The organism is Streptomyces natalensis ATCC 27448 (assembly GCF_000935125.1).
In the GTDB taxonomy this organism is placed as follows: domain Bacteria; phylum Actinomycetota; class Actinomycetes; order Streptomycetales; family Streptomycetaceae; genus Streptomyces; species Streptomyces natalensis.
Genome location: NZ_JRKI01000061.1, coordinates 526,070 through 542,149, shown reverse-complemented (window position 1 = coordinate 542,149; position 16,080 = coordinate 526,070). Strand labels below are relative to the sequence as shown.

Here is a 16,080-nt window from a genome sequence, read left to right as displayed (position 1 = left end):
GAGCCTAGGAGAGGGGCGCCGGCAGCGCGATGCGGTGTGTGACCGCGAACACACAATCGGGGGCGTGATCGTCTCGTAACATCGACTGCATGTCTTCGACCGACTCGCCGGACACCCGTGCCGCCGCTCCTACGGTGCCCCCGGCCGGGCCCGGGTCCCGGGCGGGCGCGGCGGAGACGGTGCGCTGCGTGACCCTGTCGGGGCTCTCCCTGTCCGTGCGCGCGCCCGCTCCCGACGGCGAGGCGGCACCCGACGGGCGCGAGCCCGCCCTCTACGTCCACGGGCTCGGCGGGTCCTCGCAGAACTGGTCCGCGCTGATGCCGCTGCTCGCCGACCGGCTCGACGGCGAGGCGCTCGATCTGCCCGGCTTCGGCCACTCGCCGCCCCCGGACGACGGCAACTACTCCGTCCCGGCGCAGGCCCGGGCGGTCGTCCGCTATCTGGACGCCACCGGCCGCGGCCCGGTCCACCTCATCGGCAATTCCATGGGTGGCGCCGCCACGGCCCGGGTGGCCGCCGCCCGCCCGGACCTGGTGCGCACCCTCACCCTGATCTCACCGGCGCTGCCCGAGCTGCGGCCGCAGCTGACGGCGGTGCCCACCGCGCTGCTCGCGGTGCCCGGCGTGGCCCGGCTCTTCTCCCGCCTCACCCGCGACTGGAGCCCCGAGCGCCGCACCCGCGAGGTGCTGGCCCTGTGCTACGGCGACCCGGCGCGGGTCACCCCCGAGGGGCTGCGCAACGCCGTCGACGAATATGCGCGGCGGCTCCAACTCCCGTATTTCTGGGAGGTGATGGAGCGCTCCGCCCGCGGGCTGGTCAACTCCTACACCCTCGGCGGGCAGCACAATCCATGGCGTCAGGCCGAACGGGTACTGGCCCCGACGCTTCTCGTCTACGGTGGGCGCGACCGCCTGGTCGCGCCCCGGATGGCGCGGCGGGCGGCCGCCGCGTTCCGCGGTTCGCGGCTGCTGACACTGCCGGAGGCGGGGCACGTGGCGATGATGGAGTACCCGGAAGCGGTGGCGCGGGCGGTGCGCGAACTGCTCGATGCCCACCCCGACGAGACCGCCGATGCGGGCAGGAGCTGACACGCGCCGTGGGACGCCATAGCCGCCGGGGCCGGCCGGAGGCCGCAGACGACTTTCCGGGGACGTCCGGCCCCCCGGGCCCGCCGCACGGCACGGCCCCCGCGCCGGGCTCCGGACCCGGCCGCCGTCGCCGCCAGGAGCTCGCCGGCGACCCGGCCGCCGAGGTCCGCAGCGGCCACCCCGAACAGCGCGAGCCCGGCGGCGGCTGGGGCGATGTCCCGGCGCCGGACGCACCGCGTATCCCCCGCCCGCGGACGGCCCGGGCGCCGGGCGCTCCGATGGGCGGCCGCGCCGCGCCGGGCGCCGTCCAGGGCGTGGTCGGCGGGCCGTACGGCGCACCGGGGCCGCGGCCGGAGTACCTCGACGCCTTCGACGACGACGTCTTCCGGGCCGGCGCCCCCGCCCCCGCGGCGGGCGCACCGGCCGACGGGATACCCCCCGGCGGCCGTTTCACCGGACGGTCGGTGGTCTTCGACCGCGACGAGATCGATGTGCTGGACGCGGAGCCCGGCGCCGAAGGGGACGAGGCGGACGATCCGGCGGACCCCGGGGCGCCGGACCGCGCCCGTCCGGGCACCAAGGGCCGCACCGTCACCGGCGCGGCCGCCGCGGCGGTGACGACCGTGCTCGCCGTGGTCATCGCGGGCCAGGTCGCCGACCGGCACAAGGACGAGGGAACGCCGCAGCATCCGGTCGGCACGGACCACGGCGACGGGGCCGACGGCGAGGCCTCCCGTTCGCACGACCGGCCCGCCCAGGACGCCAAGGCCGCCTCGTACGCGACGCAGATGACGCAGCGCTTCCCGCTGGATGCCCGGCTGACGGCCAGTGGGAAGTTCAAGCCGGTGGGCGGGGACGCCAAGGCGCCCGGCCGTGGCAAGGTGCTGCGCTACCGCGTCGATATGGAGGAGGGGATGCCGCTGGACGGCGACCTCTTCGCCGAGGCGGTGCACAAGACCCTCAACGACGACCGCAGTTGGGCACACGGCGGGGTGCGGACCTTCCAGCGGGTGGCCTCCGGCCCCGCCGACTTCGTGATCACGCTGGCCAGCCCCGGGACGACGGCCAAGTGGTGCGCCAAATCAGGTCTGGACACCGCCGAGGAGAACGTCTCCTGCGATTCGGCGGCCACCAACCGGGTCATGATCAACGCCTACCGGTGGGCACAGGGCGCCCAGACCTACGGCCCCGACAAGATGCTCGCCTACCGTCAGATGCTCATCAACCACGAGGTCGGCCACCGCCTCGGGCACAACCACGAGGCGTGCCGCAAACAGGGCGCGCTCGCGCCGGTGATGATGCAGCAGACGAAGTTCCTGACGACCGACGGGGTGACCTGCCGGCCCAACTCCTGGCCGTATCCGGTCGCCAGGTGAGCCCCGGCGCGGCGATGCACGCCGGGTGCCGGGTGCAGCAGACCCCGGTCGACACCGTGTACGAGCGTCCCGAACACCCCTGCACCCAGGGGTCGTCGGCGGCCGTGCCGGTGCTCGATGCCCGCCTCGCCGCAGATCGGCGCGCACTGCGGGCCGCCGCCCGACAGGCACATAGCGCGGCGAAACGCCCCTAGGGGTGGAAAGTCACGCGCGTTCACCCCTTCCGGTGGCGCGATGGACAACCGTCCATCACGCCACCGGGCCGGTTGCATAGCTTCTTCCTGCAGGTGACGGCCATGCCGTCGGCCCAGTGACACCGACAGGAAGGGCGGGGTGCACTCGTGCGCATCGCACTGCTCACCGAGGGTGGCTACCCGTATGCGACCGGTGCGCCGCACGCGTGGTGCGACCGGCTCGTGCGCGGGCTCACCGGCCATGACTTCGCGGTGTACGCCCTGACCACCCACCCCCGCCAGGAGACCGGACACCCGCCCGCGCTGCCCGCCCACGCGCGCCTGGCGCACACCGCGCCGCTGTGGGGTGCCTTCCCCGAGGCGCACCGCCGCGCCGCCGAGGAACGCCGCGGCCGCCTCTGCAAACGCCGCGAACGGCGGCTGTTTGCCGAGCACTTCGGCGCCCTCGCCGCGGCGCTGACCTGGGACCGTCCGCCCGGAACCGGCCCCGGAGACGGTCCCATGATCGACAAGGCGGACCGTTTCGCCGCCGGCCTCTACGGCCTCGCCGACCTCGCCCGCAGCCACGGCCGGCTGCCCCGCCTGCTGCGCTCCGAGGACGCCGTACGCATCCTGCAGGCCGCCTGCCGCGGCCCCCGCGCCCTGCCCGCCGCCCACGGCGCCCCGCTGCGCGATCTGCTCACCGTCACCGAACACCTCGAACGCGCCCTGCGCCCGCTCTCCCTGGACTGGTACGGACCGGCCCCCGGCGGCCTGGACGGCGCCGACCTGTGCCACGCCGCCTCCGGCGGAGCGGCCGCCCTCCCCGGACTGCTGGCCAAACGCTTCTTCGGCACCCCGCTGCTGGTCACCGAATACGGCGTACGGCTGCGCGAGCACTACCTCGCACGCGCCACAGCCCCCCTGACCGCGCCGGTGCGCGCCCTGCTCGCCGCCTTCCAACGGGCGCTGGCCGCCGAGATCTACGCCCAGGCGGCGCTGATCACCCCCGGCAACACCCACGCCCGCCGCTGGCAGCTGCGCTGCGGCGCCGACCCCGCCCGGCTGCGCACCGTCTACGACGGCATGGACGCCACCGCCTTCGCCGCCGTCGGGGACACCGCGGACCGCGACTCCAAGACCCTGGTGTGGGTCGGCGCCCTCACCCCCGACAAGGACATCGTCGGCCTGCTGCACGCCTTCGCCGACATCCGCCGGGCCGAGCCGGAGGCCGCCTTGCGCATCATCGGCACCACCGGCGGCCCCCGCTCGCCCGGCTACCGCGCCCAGTGCCAGGCGCTGGCCGCCCAGCTCTTCCCCGACGAGGCCGCCGACGACCGCACCGCCGGCGAGAACCCGGTCAGCTTCGAGGAGATCGGCGAGCCCGACGTGCCCACCCTGGCGGACGCCTACGCCGCCGGTGCCGTCCTGGTGCTCTCCAGCGTCGTCGAGGGCTTCCCGCGCTCCCTGGTGGAGGCGATGCTCTCCGGCCGCGCCACGGTCTCCACCGACGCCGGCGCGGTCTGCGAGGTGATCGGCGGCACCGGCCTGGTGGTCCCGCCGCGCAATCCGCGCGCCCTGGCCGAAGCCTGCCGCGCCCTGCTCGCCGACCCCGGCAGACGCGCCCGGCTGGGCGCGGCGGCGCGTGCGCGGGCGCTCGAACTGTTCACCGTGGAGCAGAACATCGCGGCATTTCGTGGCATCTACCTGGAGCTGATCTCCCACGCCCCGGGCCGCCCGGCCGCCGCCGAAGGCGCGCCGCGGCCGTTCGACAGCCCCGCCGAATCCCATGTCCCCGGCCGCTGGGCCGCGGCCACCGTGGGACACACGCCCAGCTGGGCGGCGGGGGAGGAACGGACCGACGACGAGGCGATGGCCGGGGCGGCCGCCGCTCCGGCCGCAGGGAGAGGAGAGGGATCATGACCGTGCCCACCCGCAAGGAGGCCGTCGCGCGCCCCGGGCGCCGGGGCCCCGCCGACCCCGTACGGGCCCTGATGCACCGCCACCGGGAGCTGTGCGAACACGCCGTGGACCCGCTGGAGATCGCCGCCGCCCTGGAGGCCAGCGGCGTCACCGACCGCTCCGCCGCCCGCTTCCGCCACCGCGACGTCTTCTCCCTTGCCGAGGAGCTCTACGCCCGCGTACCGCGCGTCGAGACCGGCCCGTGCCCGGCCGCCGCCGGACCCGTTCCCGTACCGCGCTCCCGGGGCGTGCGCACCGCGCTCCAGCTGCTGCCCGGCGCGGTGTGCGCCGCGGCCCTCGCCGCGTTCGGCGCCGCCGCCCCCACAACTCCCCTGGTCCGCCCGGCCGTCGAGGCGGCCGGTGTGCTGCTCGTCGCCCTCGCCCTGCGGCTGGCCCTGCGCACCGGCCCGCTGCGGGTGCGCGACAAGGGCCTGCCGGCGCTGCTGGTCTGCTGGACCACCGGCCAGGCGGTCTACGGCCATTGGCTGCTGACCGAACTGCTCGGCGGCGGCCCTGACCTGCCGCTGCACCCCCGGGCCGCCGCCGCGAGCGTCCTGGGCCTGGTCTGCGCCGTCGTGCCCGCCACCGGGTGCGCCCGCTGGTTCGCGGTGCGCGGCCGGCGCGGCCTGGCCGCCAGCCGCGACCTGGCCGAACTCGCCTCCCGGGTACGTCCGTTGCTCCTCGGCGCCACCGCCGCCTTCCTGGTCGCCCAAGTGGCGCTGCTGGCCGCCGCCCGAGCCGTCCTCGGCGGTACGGGAGCGACGGATCTGGCCGCGGCCGCCGCCCTGGGAACGCTGCTGTTCCTCGCCCGGCTGCTGGCCGTCCACGGCTTCCCCCGCGCCGCCGCGACGGGCCTGGCCACCGCCGCCGTCCTGGAGGCGCTCGCCTGCGCCCTGGTGCTGCTGGCCCGGCTCCCCCGTCTGAGCCCGGCCGGCTCCCCGGTGGAGACGCTGATCCGCCACGCCGGACCCGCCGCCGTCCCCGCCCTCGCCTGCACCGCCGCGGCCGCCGGCCTGCTCGTGTACGGCCTGCGCGCACTGACCGGAGCCTGGGCGCACTCGCCCGCCGCAGCCGCCGAGGCGGACCGGCCGTGACCCTCCCGACGCCCCCCGGCCCGCACCTCCAAGCCCCCTCGCCCCACGCACCACGCCCGGAGCGGCACCCCGACACGGCCGCCCGGTCCTCTTCGCCGCACACCCCCACCCCCACGTGGCCCCCGCCCGGCGGGCGGACGCCGACCCCGCGGCCGAAGCCGGTTCACTTCCCTCGATCCGCCTTAGGAGCACGACCATGAACCTCCAGCCCACCGCACACCACGGGCACCGGGGGGCCGCACGATGAGGGTGCTGCTCATCGGCGCCAACGGCTACCTCGGCCGTTTCGTCGCCGACCGTCTGCTCGCCGACCCCGCCGTCCAGCTCACCGCGCTGGGCCGCGGCGACGACGCCGACGTCCGCTTCGACCTGGCCACCGGCAGCCCCGGGGCGCTCACCCGCTTCCTCGACGCGGTCCACCCCGGCGTGATCGTCAACTGCGCGGGCGCCACCCGCGGCGGCGCCCGCGAACTGACCCGGCACAACACCGTCGCGGTCGCCACCATCTGCGAATCCCTGCGCCGCAGCGGCTGCGGCGCCCGCCTGGTCCAGCTGGGCTGCGCCTCCGAGTACGGGCCCTCCCAGCCCGGCTCCTCCACCGCCGAGGACGCGGTGCCGCGCCCCGGAGGCCCCTACGGCGTGAGCAAACTGGCCGCCACCGAACTGGTCCTGGGCTCCGGCCTGGACGCCGTCGTCCTGCGGATCTTCTCGCCGGTCGGCCCCGGCACCCCGGCCGGCTCCCCGCTCGGCCGGCTCGCCGAGGCGATGCGCCGCGCCATGCAGGCCGGCGACAGCGAGCTCAAACTGGGCGGACTCGGCGTCCAGCGGGACTTCGTCGACGTCCGCGACATCGCCCGCGCCGTGCACGCCGCCTCGCTGTCCGCCGCCCAGGGCGTGGTCAACATCGGCACCGGCCGCGCCGTACGGCTGCGCGAGGCCGCCTCCGTCCTGGCCCGGGTCGCCGGCTTCGGCGGCGCCCTGCACGAACTGGACTCCCCGCCCGCGCGCCTGGTCATCCCCGGCCCCCAGGGCGGCGCCGACCACCCGATGGAGCGGCCGCCGGCCACCTACCCCTACCCCGACGGCTGCGGCACCTGGCAGCAGGCCGATGTGCGCACCGCCCGCGACCGGCTCGGCTGGCGCCCGCGGATCGGGCTGGAGGAGTCCCTCGCCGACATCTGGATGGAGGCCGCATGTCGTATCTGACCACCCCCACCGGCCTCACCCGCGCCCCCACCGGGCCCGCCCCGCTCGGCGTCGGCGTCCCCGGCTTCGCCCATCCGCTGCTCGCGCCCACCGAATGGGCCGAGCTGCTGCGCTGCTGCCGGGGCGCCGGGACCCGGGGCGTCGCGCCCGTCCACTGGGCGGTGCTCGATGTCGCCAACGGCCCCGGGGCCCGGCCCGACCCGCACTGCATGCCCGCCGTCGCGCGCCTGCGGGAAACCGGCGTCCGGGTGCTCGGCCATCTGGACACCGGGCGCGGCGCCCGGCCCTTCAGTGAGCTGATCTCCGATGCGCACCGCTTCCTGGAGTGGTACCGGGTCGACGGCTTCTGGCTGGACCGCTGTCCCACGGACCGGACACTGCTGCCCGCCGTCCGGAAGGCCGCCACCTGTCTGCGGACCCTGCGCGAGGACACCTACCTGGTCTTCGCCCACGGCAGCCACCCCTGCCCCGGCTACGCCGAGTCCGCCGACCAGCTCGTCACCTTCGCCGGCGGCTGGTCGGACTACCGCTTTTCGCAGGTCGCCGAGTGGACCGCCGACTATCCGCCCGAGCGGTTCTGCCACCTGGTGCACGGGGTACCCCGTAGCCATCTGGACGAGGCGCTGCGCATCGCCCGCTGGCAGGGCGCGGGCACCGTGTACCTCACCGACCGCCGGGCCGCCGTGGCCACGGGCACCGCCGGGGACGCCTGGGAGTCACTGCCCGGCCACTGGGACGCATTTGTCTCGCGCATCGGAACAGGTGTCTCGGAATGAAGAAGCGCGTGGCAGTGTTACAGGGATGCTCCCCGCATCGGCGGGGACGGTCCCCGTACCGAAATACCGACCAACCCCTTTGATGAGGTCTCCGTGTCGCTGCCACCCCTGGTCGAGCCCGCAGCCGAGCTCACCGTAGACGAGGTCCGCAGGTACTCCCGCCACCTGATCATCCCCGACGTGGGGATGGCCGGGCAGAAGCGGCTGAAGAACGCCAAGGTGCTGTGTGTCGGCGCCGGCGGCCTGGGCTCGCCGGCGCTGATGTACCTCGCCGCGGCCGGCGTGGGCACCCTGGGCATCGTGGAGTTCGACGAGGTCGACGAGTCGAACCTCCAGCGCCAGATCATCCACAGCCAGGCGGACATCGGCCGCTCCAAGGCCGCGTCCGCCAAGGACACCGTCCTGGGCATCAACCCGTACGTCACGGTCAACCTGCACGAAGAGCGCCTGGACTCCACCAATGTCATGGAGCTCTTCGCCCAGTACGACCTGATCGTCGACGGCACGGACAACTTCGCCACCCGCTACCTGGTCAACGACGCCTGCGTGCTGCTGAACAAGCCGTACGTCTGGGGTTCGATCTACCGCTTCGACGGCCAGGCCTCGGTCTTCTGGTCCGAGCACGGTCCCTGCTACCGCTGCCTGTACCCCGAGCCCCCGCCGCCGGGCATGGTCCCCTCCTGCGCCGAGGGCGGCGTCCTGGGCGTGCTGTGCGCCTCCATCGGCTCCATCCAGGTCAACGAGGCCATCAAGCTGCTGGCCGGGATCGGCGACCCGCTGGTCGGCCGCCTGATGATCTACGACGCGCTGGAGATGACCTACCGCCAGGTCAAGGTCCGCAAGGACCCGAACTGCGCGGTGTGCGGGGAGAACCCCACCGTCACCGAGCTGATCGACTACGAGGCCTTCTGCGGCGTCGTCTCCGAGGAGGCCCAGCAGGCGGCGGCCGGCTCCACGATCACTCCGGCGCAGCTCAAGGAGTGGATCGACGCCGACGAGAAGATCGACATCATCGACGTCCGCGAGCCGAACGAGTACGAGATCGTCTCCATCCCCGGCGCCCGGCTGATCCCGAAGAACGAGTTCCTGATGGGCACCGCCCTCCAGGACCTGCCGCAGGACAAGAAGATCGTCCTGCACTGCAAGACGGGCGTCCGTTCGGCGGAGGTGCTGGCGGTCCTGAAGTCCGCGGGCTTCGCCGACGCCGTCCACGTCGGCGGCGGCGTCATCGGCTGGGTCAACACCGTCGAGCCGGAGAAGCCGGTCTACTAGGCGACGGTGCGGCGTACGACGCGGTGGCGCGTGCACCGCGGTGATGCGTAAGGCGCCGGTCCTGTGCGGACCGGCGCCTTTGCGTATCCGGATGTCGGCGGGCCGGGCGGGTGGGGCGGTCCGGGCGGGGCACCCCCGGCTCAGATCTCGCCCTTGTGCGTCAGGTAGTTGAACGCCAGCCAGCCCGGCAGCACCGGCAGCCAGAAGGTCATCAGGCGGAACAGCAGGACGGCGGGCAGTGCCGTGTCGGCGGCCAGCCCCGAGAACGTCAGCGCACCCCACAGCGCACCCTCGACGGCGCCCACACCGCCCGGCGTCGGAGCGGCCGAGCCCAGCGCGTTACCGGCGAGGAAGGCCACCGCGACGCTCGCATAGCTGAGCTTGTCGCCGCCGCCGAACGCCCGGATCGAGGCGTCCAGGCACATCACGTTCGCCGCCGTCAGCAGCAGCATCCCGCCGATACCCATGATCAGCTTCCGCGGCCGCTGGAGAATGTCCAGCATCCGCGGCACCACGCCCGCGAACAGCGACCGCAGCCGGGTGGAGACGAATTTGCGCAGCGCCGGGACGGCCGTCACCACCAGCACCAGCACGGCCACCGTCAGCAGCCCCGCGATGACCGTTCGCGACGGCGAGATCTGCGGCGCGTGCTCGGTGCCGGTCAGATAGCCGAAGGCCAGCAGCAGCAGGATGTGGCTGCCCAGCCCGAACAGCTGGGAGGCGCCGACGCTGGCCACCGCCAGGCCCGACCGCACCCCGGCACGCTGGAGGAAGCGGGTGTTGAGCGCCACCCCGCCGATCGCCGCGGGCGCCACCAGCTTCACGAAGTTGCCCGCGATCTGCGCGATGACCGTCCTGACGAACGAGACCTTCTCCGTGACGAAGCCCAGCAGACTCATCGCCGCCGCGATATAGGTCAGCGCGGAGAAGAACACCGCCACCAGGACCCACATCCACTGGGCCCGGCTGATCACATCGCCGAGGTTGAAGTTGGTCAGCTGCGACAGCAGCAGATAGACCGCGAACGCCCCGGCGATCCAGCTGATCAGGATGCGCGGGCTCAGCCGCTCCAGCTTCGCCGGTTCGATCACCGCCGTCGGCCGCATCAGCAGCACCTGGCGGCGGATCTGGGCCAGCAGATCCTCCTCGCGGGCCTCCTCCGACGCCTCTTCCAGGGCGCGTTTCTCGGCGTTCTTCGCGGCGTGCCGCTCGGCCCGCAGCGTCCTGCGGTCCCGGGGGCCCGCCGTCTCCCGGGCCTCGCGGGCCTCCTTGGCGGCCTGCGAGGCGGCCAGGACGGCCTCCCGCTCCCGCTTGGCGCGCTCGCGGGCCCGCTGGCGCAGGGTCGCGCGGGTGGTGCGGCTGAGCGCGATCGGCTGGAGCAGCGGGAGGCTGTCGGCGACCGCGTCCGGGCCGAGGACCTCCACGGCCGCCGCGACCGCCCGCTCGGCGCCCACCCGCAGTCCGCAGGTGGCCAGCAGCTGGGCGATGTCCATCCGCAGCACGAGATCACCGGCGGCGATCTCCCCGCCGCGCAGCTCGGTCAGAACGATATTGCCGGAACGATCCACCAGCAGCGCATCGCCCACCAGCCGCCGGTGCGCGATCCGCCGCGACTGGAGCGCCTTGACCTGCCGCCAGGCGCTGTGCATCAGCGCGTCGGTGATCTCCTCGTCGGCCAGCTGGTCGAAGCTGCGGCCGCCGATGTGCTCGTAGACCAGCATCACCGCGTCCGGGCCGAGCTCGGAGGTGGCGATCAGCTTGGGTGCGGCCGCGCCCGCCGCGATCGCCGCATACGCCAGCAGCGCCTCCTGTTCGAGGGCCTGGCGCAGCGACTGGAGGCTGCGGCGCTGGTTGATGCCGCGCAGCGACAGCCGCCGCCACACCCGGTAGAAGAAGCCGTGGGCCTGCTGCTCGCGGTCGACGACGGTGACGTCGATGGGCGGGCCGTCCTCCAGCGCGACCAGATAGCGGCGGCCGCGGTCGGGCTGCTCGGGGGTGGCCATGTCCTCGGCCCGCATCGCGCTGACCGGGTGGAAGCCGACCCGGCGCAGCCCCGCCAGCAGGTTCTGGCCGGTGGGGCGGACATTGGGGGAGCCGACGGCGTAGAGGGTGCCGTAGGCGACGGTCCAGCCGATCAGGACGGTGGTGGCGATGGCGAACGGCGTGGTGTAGCGCCCGACCAGCACCGCGAAGGCGTCCAGCAGCAGAACGGCCCACATCGCCACCCGCCAGCGCGGCCGACGCGACATGCCCACGGCCGTCATATAGGCGATCACGGGCGCCAGATAGCTGTGCACCGGCGCCGACAGGGAGCCGTTCTCCAGCGGCTGGGTGAGCGCGGCCCGGATGGACGGCGGCGCCGCCTCGGCCACCCACAGGTCGGTGCCCAGCGATACGCCGTGCGCCAGGACGGCCGCCAGCACACCGTCCGCGATCCGCAGCCCGTCCCGTTTGATCAGCCGCTCCACGGCGAACGCCACCGGGACGATCAGCACCGCGACGCCGGCCGTCAGCCCCGCCAGGTTGATCAGCAGCTCCGGGGCGGCCCCGAAGCCCTTGCCGATGTCGTTCTTCAGACCCTGGGTGGTGCCGTGGGCGAAGGTGGCCAGGCCCAGGACCAGCGCGATCCCGACGATGCCCAGCAGCAGCCGCAGCAGGTCGGGGGGGCGGTGCACCCGCGCGGGCAGCAGCGGCTCGTCACCGAAGACCTGGTCGGCGTGGAACTCGCCGTGTTCGTCGGGGTGCACCTCGGCGCGGTGCGAGCCGGTACGGGGAGCGCCTGTACGGGGCGCGCCGCCGGGCTGCTTCGTGTCGTCGGTGCGCTTGTCGTCCGTGCGCGCGTCGTGCCTGGGCTCCTCGTCCCCGGTCCGCGGCTCCTCCTCGTGCCGCGTGCGGGGCTCGGGGTCCGCGGCCGCCGCGGGTCTCTCGGACACCTGGGGTGGTTCGGCCTTCTTGATCGTGCTCGCCTTTTCCGTCGGCTGTGGGGCGCCGGCAGCCAGCGCGTCAGGGGCGCCCGCCTCCCGCGGAGGCGCCGCACCCTGCTGCTCGGCCGTCTCTTCTTGATCTCGTATCACCAGTCACCGTCCGGAAGATGGTGGCACGACCGACCGCCGGCGGAGGGCATCAGGGTGCATTCCGGGGGTGCGGAAAGCGGAACCTTCTCCCTCACACCGCGTCGGCACCGCCGTGGCCGGGGGCCTCCACGGCGGTCCGGGACCATGCGTCCGCTCCCATTGTCGGTGCCGTGCGGCAGTATGGACCGAATGAGTGGGACGGCAGACACGGGGGCGGACGAAACCGGCATCCCGGCGGCCGCCGAGCCGCCCGAGGCGGCCGCGCTTCCCGCGTACGCGGAGCGGGTGCTCGACGTCGCCGAGCTGATTCCCCCCGGGCGGGTGATGACGTACGGGGATGTGGCCGAGTGGCTGGAAGAGGGAGGCCCCAGGCAGGTGGGGCGGGTGATGGCCCTCTACGGCGGGGTGGTGCCCTGGTGGCGGGTGGTGCGGGCGGACGGCGCCCTGCTGCCCGGCAGCGAGCTGCGGGCGCTGGCGCACTACCGCGAGGAGGGCACACCGCTGCGGGAGGCGTCGCGCGCGGGCGGGCACATACCCCGCATCGATATGCGACGGGCCCGCTGGGACGGCTCGTGAGCCGCCTGGCGTAGCGTCGCCTGGCACTGCCCGCATCCCCCACCCCACCCCGATCAGCAACCCCACCAGGACCGGCGATCCACGTGAGCTCCTCCTCCTCGGCCGTCCCCGCGACGCCGCCGCACCGTGCGGCGCGGCGGGCGGCCCCCGGCGCGTACCGGCTGGTGCGTACACCGCCGGTGCCGGTGGACCCTCCTGCCTTGGACGCCGCCCAGCGCGCCGTGGTTGACCACCGCCACGGCCCGCTCCTGGTGCTCGCCGGACCCGGCACCGGCAAGACCACGACCCTGGTGGAGTCGGTCGCCCGCCGGGTGGACGACGGCACCGACCCCGAGCGGATCCTCGTCCTCACCTTCAGCCGCAAGGCCGCCGTGGACCTGCGCGACCGCCTCGCCGCCCGCACGGGCAATCCAGAGGGGCAGCCCGAAGGGCTTCCGGCGAAGGGTGGTGGTGGGCGACGGGTGGGCACGCCGCAGGCCACGACCTTCCACTCCTTCGCCTACGCCCTGGTGCGCGCCCACCAGGACGCCGAGCTCTTCGCCGACCCGCTGCGGCTGCTGTCCGGCCCCGAACAGGACCTCGTCGTGCGCGAGCTCCTTCAGGGCCAGGCCGAACTGGCCGGCGCCGGCCGCGCCCGGGCCGGCTGGCCCGACGAACTGCGCGCCTGCCTGACCACCCGCGGCTTCGCCGACGAGGTCCGCGCCGTGCTCGCCCGCAGCCGCGAACTGGGCCTGGGCCCCGACGCCCTGGGCGCCTTCGCCCGGCGCACCGGCCGCCCCGACTGGAGCGCCGCCGCCGCCTTCCTGGCCGAATACCTCGACGTCCTGGACGCCCAGGGCGTGCTGGACTACGCCGAACTGATGCACCGCGCCGTCCTGCTCGCCGAGGAACCTCCCGTCGCCGCCCGGCTGGCCGCCGCCTACGACGCCGTCTACGTCGACGAGTACCAGGACACCGACGTCGCCCAGATACGGCTGCTGCGCGCGCTCGCCGGCCATCGGGGCGCGCCCGGCGCCCCGGGCACCCCGGGCCGTACGCTCCTGGCCTTCGGCGACCCCGACCAGTCGATCTACGCCTTCCGCGGCGCCGACGTGAACGGCATCCTCGGCTTCCCCGAGGACTTCCGGCGCGCCGACGGCACCCCCGCCCCGGTGGAGGTCCTGCGCACCTCCCGGCGCTCGGGCGCCGCCCTGCTGGCCGCCACCCGGCTGCTCACCCACCGCATGCCGCTCACCCGCCTCCCGGCCGCGAAGGTACGGGCCCACCGCGAGCTGACCGCGTCGCGCGAGGGCGGCCGCGTCGAGGTGTACACCTACCCGACCCCCGGCACCGAACTGGACAACATCGCCGACATCCTGCGCCGCGCCCACCTGGAGGACGGCGTGCCCTGGCGCGAGATGGCCGTCCTCGTACGCGCCGGAGGGCGCTCGATCCCCGCCGTGCGCCGCGCCCTCACCTCCGCCGGTGTGCCCCTCGACATCGACGGCGACGACCTCCCGCTGCGCCATGAACCGGCCGTGGCCCCGCTGCTGACCGCGCTGCGGGTGGCGGCCCGCGGGGTGCTGGAGGCGGATGCGGCCGCCGCCCTCGACACCGAGACCGCCCTCGATCTGCTGACCTCCCCCCTGGGCGGGATGGACGCCACCGACCTGCGCCGTCTGGGCCGCGCCCTGCGTGACGAGGAACGGGCCGCCGGCGAGGCCGTACCCCGCCCCTCCGACGAGCTGATCGCCCGCGCCCTGGCCGAACCGGAGCGCCTCGTCGCGCACGATCCGGCGTACGCCCGCGGCGCCCAGCGGCTCGGCCGGCTGCTCCGTACGGCCCGCGAACTGCTCGCCGGCGGCGGCACCGCCGAAGAGGCCCTGTGGCAGCTGTGGGACCACACCCCCTGGCCCGGCCGCCTGGAGCGCGCCGCCCGCCGCGGCGGTCCGGCCGGCCGCAACGCCGACCGCGACCTGGACGCCGTCGTCGCCCTCTTCGAGACCGCCGCCCGCGCCGAGGAGCGCACCGGCGGCCGCGGCGCCCTGAACTTCCTGGAGGAGCTGGCCGCCCAGGACATCGCCGCCGACACCCTCACCCGCCGCACCGTCCGCCCCGACGCCGTACGCCTGATGACCGCCCACCGCGCCAAGGGCCTGGAATGGCGCCTCGTGGTCGTCGCCGGCGTCCAGGAGGGCCTGTGGCCCGATCTGCGCCGCCGCGGCTCCCTCCTGGAGGCCGACCGCATCGGCCGCGACGGCCTGGCCGAACCGCTCACCCCGGGCGCGCTCCTCGCCGAGGAACGCCGGCTGTTCTACGTGGCCGCCACCCGCGCCCGCGAGCGCCTCGTGGTCACCGCCGTCAAGGCCGCCGCCGACGACGGCGAGACGCCCTCCCGCTTCCTGACCGAACTCGGCGTCACCCCCCAGGACGTCACCGGCCGCCCCCGCCGCCCGCTGTCCGTCGCCGCCCTGGTCGCCGAACTGCGCGCCACCACCGTCGACCCGGCCGCCGGCGAGGCGCTGCGCGACGCCGCCGCCCGCCGCCTGGCCAAGCTCGCCGCGCTGACCGACGACGACGGCCACCCGCTGGTCCCCGCCGCCGACCCCGACACCTGGTGGGGCCTGGCCGAACCGACCCACAACACCGTCCCGCTGCGTGACCGCGACCGGCCCGTGGTGCTCTCCGGCAGCGCCCTCGACCAGCTCGCCAACACCTGCTCCCTCCAGTGGTTCCTGGGCCGCGAGGTCAAGGCCGAGCCGCCCGCCACCGCCGCCCAGGGCTTCGGCAACGTCGTCCACGTCCTCGCCGACGAGGTCGCCTCCGGGCGCAGCCCCGCCGATCTCGGCGTCCTGATGGAGCGCCTGGACTCCGTCTGGGACGCCCTCGCCTTCGACGCCCCCTGGAAGTCCCGCCAGGAAAAGGACACCGCCCGCGCCGCCCTGGAACGCTTTCTGCGCTGGCACGTCATGGAACGCGACACCCTCGGCCGCGCCCCCGTCGCCAGCGAGCACGGCTTCGACGTCACCCTCGCCGCCGGCGCCTACGAGGTCCGCATCCGCGGCACCATGGACCGCGTCGAGCGCGACGCCCACGGCCGCGCCTACGTCGTCGACTTCAAGACCGGCAAGCAGAAGCCCACCGGCCCCGAGGTCGCCCGCCACCCCCAGCTCGCCGTCTACCAGCTCGCGGTGCGCGAGGGCGCCGTCGACGACGCCTTCGACGGGCAGACGCCCGATCCCGGCGGCGCCGAACTGGTCCACCTGCGTCTCGGCGCGCCCCAGAAGGAGGGCGGCGACGCCCTGCCCGCCGTCCAGACCCAGCCGCCGCCCGACGGGGAATGGATCGGCGAACTGCTCGCCACCGCCGCCGGCCGCGTCCTGGAGGAGCGCTTCACCCCCACCTCCGGCACGCACTGCACCCACTGCGCCTTCCGCGCCGCGTGCAGCGCCCAGCCGGAGGGGCGGCACCTCGTGGAATGAGCCCGGCCCGCGGCGCCCGTCC

11 protein-coding genes are annotated in these 16,080 nt (G+C 75.0%); 10 read left to right on the top strand and 1 reads right to left on the bottom strand.

Annotation, left to right across the window (positions count from 1 at the left end):
* The first annotated feature begins 89 nt into the window (after positions 1 to 89).
* The 8 genes from SNA_RS33105 to moeZ all read left to right on the top strand — a co-directional run bounded on the left by SNA_RS33105 (position 90) and on the right by moeZ (position 8,947).
* On the top strand, positions 90 to 1,088 hold the full coding sequence (locus SNA_RS33105; RefSeq protein ID WP_044368054.1) for an alpha/beta fold hydrolase: 999 nt from the start codon (positions 90 to 92) through the stop codon (positions 1,086 to 1,088).
* An 8-nt stretch (positions 1,089 to 1,096) separates the two neighbouring features.
* Positions 1,097 to 2,464: a DUF3152 domain-containing protein gene (locus SNA_RS33100; protein WP_104532121.1), complete on the top strand. Its 1,368-nt coding sequence runs from the start codon at positions 1,097 to 1,099 to the stop codon at positions 2,462 to 2,464.
* Complete coding sequence (locus SNA_RS42915) at positions 2,461 to 2,658, top strand: hypothetical protein (protein ID WP_157880158.1); 198 nt, start codon at positions 2,461 to 2,463, stop codon at positions 2,656 to 2,658. Before SNA_RS33100 ends, SNA_RS42915 begins: the two co-directional genes overlap by 4 nt.
* A 147-nt stretch (positions 2,659 to 2,805) precedes the next feature.
* Positions 2,806 to 4,560: a DUF3492 domain-containing protein gene (locus SNA_RS33095; protein WP_030071949.1), complete on the top strand. Its 1,755-nt coding sequence runs from the start codon at positions 2,806 to 2,808 to the stop codon at positions 4,558 to 4,560.
* Entirely contained in the window at positions 4,557 to 5,693 is a 1,137-nt protein-coding gene (locus tag SNA_RS33090; protein ID WP_044368051.1) for a hypothetical protein, read from the top strand. Before SNA_RS33095 ends, SNA_RS33090 begins: the two co-directional genes overlap by 4 nt.
* 243 nt (positions 5,694 to 5,936) lie before the next feature.
* On the top strand, positions 5,937 to 6,899 hold the full coding sequence (locus SNA_RS33085; protein ID WP_044368049.1) for an NAD-dependent epimerase/dehydratase family protein: 963 nt from the start codon (positions 5,937 to 5,939) through the stop codon (positions 6,897 to 6,899).
* Entirely contained in the window at positions 6,887 to 7,675 is a 789-nt protein-coding gene (locus SNA_RS33080) for a spherulation-specific family 4 protein (RefSeq protein WP_030071955.1), read from the top strand. Before SNA_RS33085 ends, SNA_RS33080 begins: the two co-directional genes overlap by 13 nt.
* Before the next feature lie 93 nt (positions 7,676 to 7,768).
* A complete protein-coding gene (gene moeZ / locus SNA_RS33075) occupies positions 7,769 to 8,947 on the top strand; it encodes an adenylyltransferase/sulfurtransferase MoeZ (protein WP_044368047.1) in 1,179 nt (392 codons plus the stop codon).
* A 140-nt stretch (positions 8,948 to 9,087) separates the two neighbouring features.
* On the opposite strand, the gene SNA_RS33070 is transcribed toward moeZ, so the two are convergent.
* A complete protein-coding gene (locus tag SNA_RS33070) occupies positions 9,088 to 12,021 on the bottom strand; it encodes a lysylphosphatidylglycerol synthase transmembrane domain-containing protein (protein WP_030071959.1) in 2,934 nt (977 codons plus the stop codon).
* A gap of 189 nt (positions 12,022 to 12,210) precedes the next feature.
* Between SNA_RS33070 and SNA_RS33065 the strand changes: the two genes are divergently transcribed.
* On the top strand, positions 12,211 to 12,597 hold the full coding sequence (locus tag SNA_RS33065) for an MGMT family protein (protein ID WP_241779931.1): 387 nt from the start codon (positions 12,211 to 12,213) through the stop codon (positions 12,595 to 12,597).
* A gap of 83 nt (positions 12,598 to 12,680) precedes the next feature.
* On the top strand, positions 12,681 to 16,058 hold the full coding sequence (locus SNA_RS33060) for an ATP-dependent helicase (protein WP_044368045.1): 3,378 nt from the start codon (positions 12,681 to 12,683) through the stop codon (positions 16,056 to 16,058).
* The last annotated feature ends 22 nt before the right edge of the window (positions 16,059 to 16,080 follow it).

What these genes read in the sequence shown, in the direction of transcription:
- SNA_RS33105 (WP_044368054.1), top strand. Translation starts at nt 90, where the DNA reads ATGTCTTCGACCGACTCGCCGGACACCCGTGCCGCCGCTCCTACGGTG.
- SNA_RS33085 (WP_044368049.1), top strand. Translation starts at nt 5,937, where the DNA reads ATGAGGGTGCTGCTCATCGGCGCCAACGGCTACCTCGGCCGTTTCGTC.
- SNA_RS33065 (WP_241779931.1), top strand. Translation starts at nt 12,211, where the DNA reads ATGAGTGGGACGGCAGACACGGGGGCGGACGAAACCGGCATCCCGGCG.
- SNA_RS33080 (WP_030071955.1), top strand. Translation starts at nt 6,887, where the DNA reads ATGTCGTATCTGACCACCCCCACCGGCCTCACCCGCGCCCCCACCGGG.
- SNA_RS33090 (WP_044368051.1), top strand. Translation starts at nt 4,557, where the DNA reads ATGACCGTGCCCACCCGCAAGGAGGCCGTCGCGCGCCCCGGGCGCCGG.